Source organism: Lactobacillus delbrueckii subsp. delbrueckii DSM 20074 = JCM 1012, assembly GCF_001433875.1.
GTDB classification, from domain to species: Bacteria; Bacillota; Bacilli; order Lactobacillales; family Lactobacillaceae; genus Lactobacillus; species Lactobacillus delbrueckii.
In genome coordinates this window covers 1-2,450 of sequence record NZ_AZCR01000104.1, presented here as the reverse complement: position 1 = coordinate 2,450, position 2,450 = coordinate 1, and the positions used below count along the sequence as shown (strand labels likewise).

Sequence of the window (2,450 nt, the reverse complement as noted above, 5' to 3'; positions counted from 1 at the left end):
TTGACCGCATTTACCGGCGTAGATAGTCAAAATCTGCCAGATGTTATGGTAAGTGTTCAATTTATTCTTGCAATTGGCGTTCCATTTATTTTCTATAGATGCAGATAATTTTTGGGACAAGGATAGAAAAAGCCAGTAGTTAAAACTACTGGCTACTTTGAAATACTTCCTATAGGGATGCCATTTTGACTATAATAAGGAGAGTACAGGATTTGAACCTGCGCACCAATTCAACATTGGCTCGGCGGATTTCGAGTCCGCTGCATTACCGCTCTGCCAACTCTCCATTAACAATAATAGTATACCTTAATTTTTGTTTCTTGCAAATTATTTTTTAAGATGGTGAAACCGCTTTTTTAAATGTTATAATTAACAGGTAATGCTCGTTAAAGAGTTTAATGTAATATCTCTTTAGCAAATAGTTGATATTGGGGACTAATAATGACATTTCAACTGCTTTGAGGAGCTATCTGTATTTTGTAAGTATATTCTTGAAGTAAAGCAAGAGGCATAATAATGTACAAAAAAGGCGATTATGAAGTCGAAGCAGAAGGACATCATTCTACGGTTAAGTTACGCGTTTCTTTTGATGAAGAAAAACTTACTAAAATTGAAGTTCTTGAAGAAAATGAAACACAGGTTTTTGTAGACGATTTAAAAGACAGATTTATCCTAGAAGTTGTCGCTAATCAGTCTTTAAACTTAGATGCGATTAGTGGTGCAACAAAGTTGACTAAAGCAGTGACCAGTAGTTGTAGAAGAAGCAATTACTGAAGCTGGCGGGGACCATAAAACATTTACTGAAGCAGCACATGTTACTGAAACCAAGCTTCCAGATGCTGATGTTACAGCTGACGTTGTAGTTATCGGCAGTGGTGCATCAGGCTTTATGTCAGCTATCACCGCTGCCAAGGCGGGCAGTAAGGTGGTTGTTTTGGAAAAAGCTGGTAATTTAGCAGCGGTTAACGGAGTAAAAGTTTCAGGCCCATTTGCCGTTAATACTCCAGTCTTGCGTGAACGTGGGACTACTTTGACGGTTAATGAAGTTTTCCAACATGTGATGAATTACACTCACTGGGAACCGAATTCTGCTTTGATTAGGAACTACCTTGAGCATTCGAGTGAAGCGGTTGAAAACTTATTGGAGATCGGTTACCAATTTAAGGAAGCAAACTTCCGTTTTAAAACTCCTTTCGTCGATGAAAAGGGCGGCTTCCATTTGATTTTAACCGATGTTGATAAGCGCGTCCGTCTTTGGACTGAAGCTTACGAAAAATATGGTTGTTCTTTAATACGGCAGCCAAAGAAGTTCTGAAGGAAAACGGTAAAATTGCAGGCGTTGCTGGTCAGCGGAAGGATGGTTCGAAAGTTACCGTTCATGCCAAGAGCGTTATCATCGCCAGTGGTGGATATCTTGGCAACAAGGAACTACTTTTAAAGTATCTAGGCACAACACACGTGAACGTTGCTGCTCGCGGCAAGAGTCTCTGCACTGGTGACGGGTTGGCTATCGCGCAAAAGGCAGGTACAATTCTTGACAAGACCTTTGGCTATTGTGGCTGTGAGTATGGTGGAACCAACCCCAAGACCAGTCGCCCAGCAACCCAAGATAAATATGACCAGAACCTAGCATTCAAGTTTGGCATTTACGGTAATCTGTTAGTTGACAACCAAGGAAAGCGCTTTATGAATGAAGGCTTGCTATGTGATTATCCAATGTCATATGGTGAAGAGCCGACCTTGCGCCACTCACCATATTACGCCATTGTTGACCAGGAATATGTTGACGAAATGCGGGATGAAGGCCTGTATGAGTACTTAACCAAGCGTGTAGCTAACCATGACAACTGATTTATCGGCTCCTACTACAAGCAAAGAGGTGCCTTGAAGAGCTTGGATAGTGACCTTGAAGAAGGAATTCATGAAGGTTGGATTGTAAAGGCTGATACTTTGGAAGAACTTGCTAAAAAGACTGGATTCGATCATTTAACAGGTACAGTAGCGTCTTATAACAGTTATTGTGAAAAAGGAGAAGATGAGCAATTTGGTGCCAATCCATGGTACTTAAGCTCGGTCAAGCAAGGGCCGTTTTATGCCATTGAATGTGAGGTAAGTGTTTGGTCAACTTTTGGTGGAGTAAAAACTGATGACGAGTGTCGTGCTTTAGGTGAAGATGACCAGGTTATTCCGGGCATGTATGTAGTTGGTACTGACAACGGCTCAATGATGTACTCACCATATTATGACATCCCAGGCTTCTGTTGTGGTTCATGTATCGGTAGTGGGGTTATTGCCGGACATGGAGCAATTGCTTACGCGAAAGCTTAAAAACGTGATAAGTGCTCGTGTTGAAGTCAATCCACAAAAATAAAAATTCGCCAATTGCAAGAATAAATTGAACACTTACCATAACATCTAGCAGATTTTGACTATCTACGCCGGTAAATGCG

The 2,450-nt window shown here is 41.0% G+C and carries 4 protein-coding genes and 1 tRNA gene; 4 read left to right on the top strand and 1 reads right to left on the bottom strand.

What is annotated here, in order from left to right:
* Window positions 1–197: 197 nt before the first annotated feature.
* Window positions 198–286 (bottom strand) — tRNA-Ser (locus FD23_RS08555).
* A gap of 230 nt (window positions 287–516) precedes the next feature.
* On the opposite strand from FD23_RS08555, the gene FD23_RS08550 reads away from it, so the two are divergent.
* From FD23_RS08550 to FD23_RS08535, 4 genes are read left to right on the top strand one after another with little or no spacing between them, the layout of a single operon-like run.
* On the top strand, window positions 517–774 hold the full coding sequence (locus FD23_RS08550; RefSeq protein WP_025896550.1) for an FMN-binding protein: 258 nt from the start codon (window positions 517–519) through the stop codon (window positions 772–774).
* A complete protein-coding gene (locus tag FD23_RS08545; RefSeq protein WP_311318167.1) occupies window positions 767–1,315 on the top strand; it encodes an FAD-binding protein in 549 nt (182 codons plus the stop codon). Before FD23_RS08550 ends, FD23_RS08545 begins: the two co-directional genes overlap by 8 nt.
* Window positions 1,282–1,851: an FAD-binding protein gene (locus tag FD23_RS08540; RefSeq protein WP_025896546.1), complete on the top strand. Its 570-nt coding sequence runs from the start codon at window positions 1,282–1,284 to the stop codon at window positions 1,849–1,851. Before FD23_RS08545 ends, FD23_RS08540 begins: the two co-directional genes overlap by 34 nt.
* A 33-nt stretch (window positions 1,852–1,884) precedes the next feature.
* Window positions 1,885–2,328, top strand: coding sequence for an FAD-binding protein (locus FD23_RS08535; RefSeq protein ID WP_025896545.1), 444 nt, complete (start codon window positions 1,885–1,887; stop codon window positions 2,326–2,328).
* The last annotated feature ends 122 nt before the right edge of the window (window positions 2,329–2,450 follow it).

Excerpts from the sequence above, each read along its gene's own strand:
- FD23_RS08550 (WP_025896550.1), top strand. The coding sequence starts at position 517 with ATGTACAAAAAAGGCGATTATGAAGTCGAAGCAGAAGGACATCATTCT.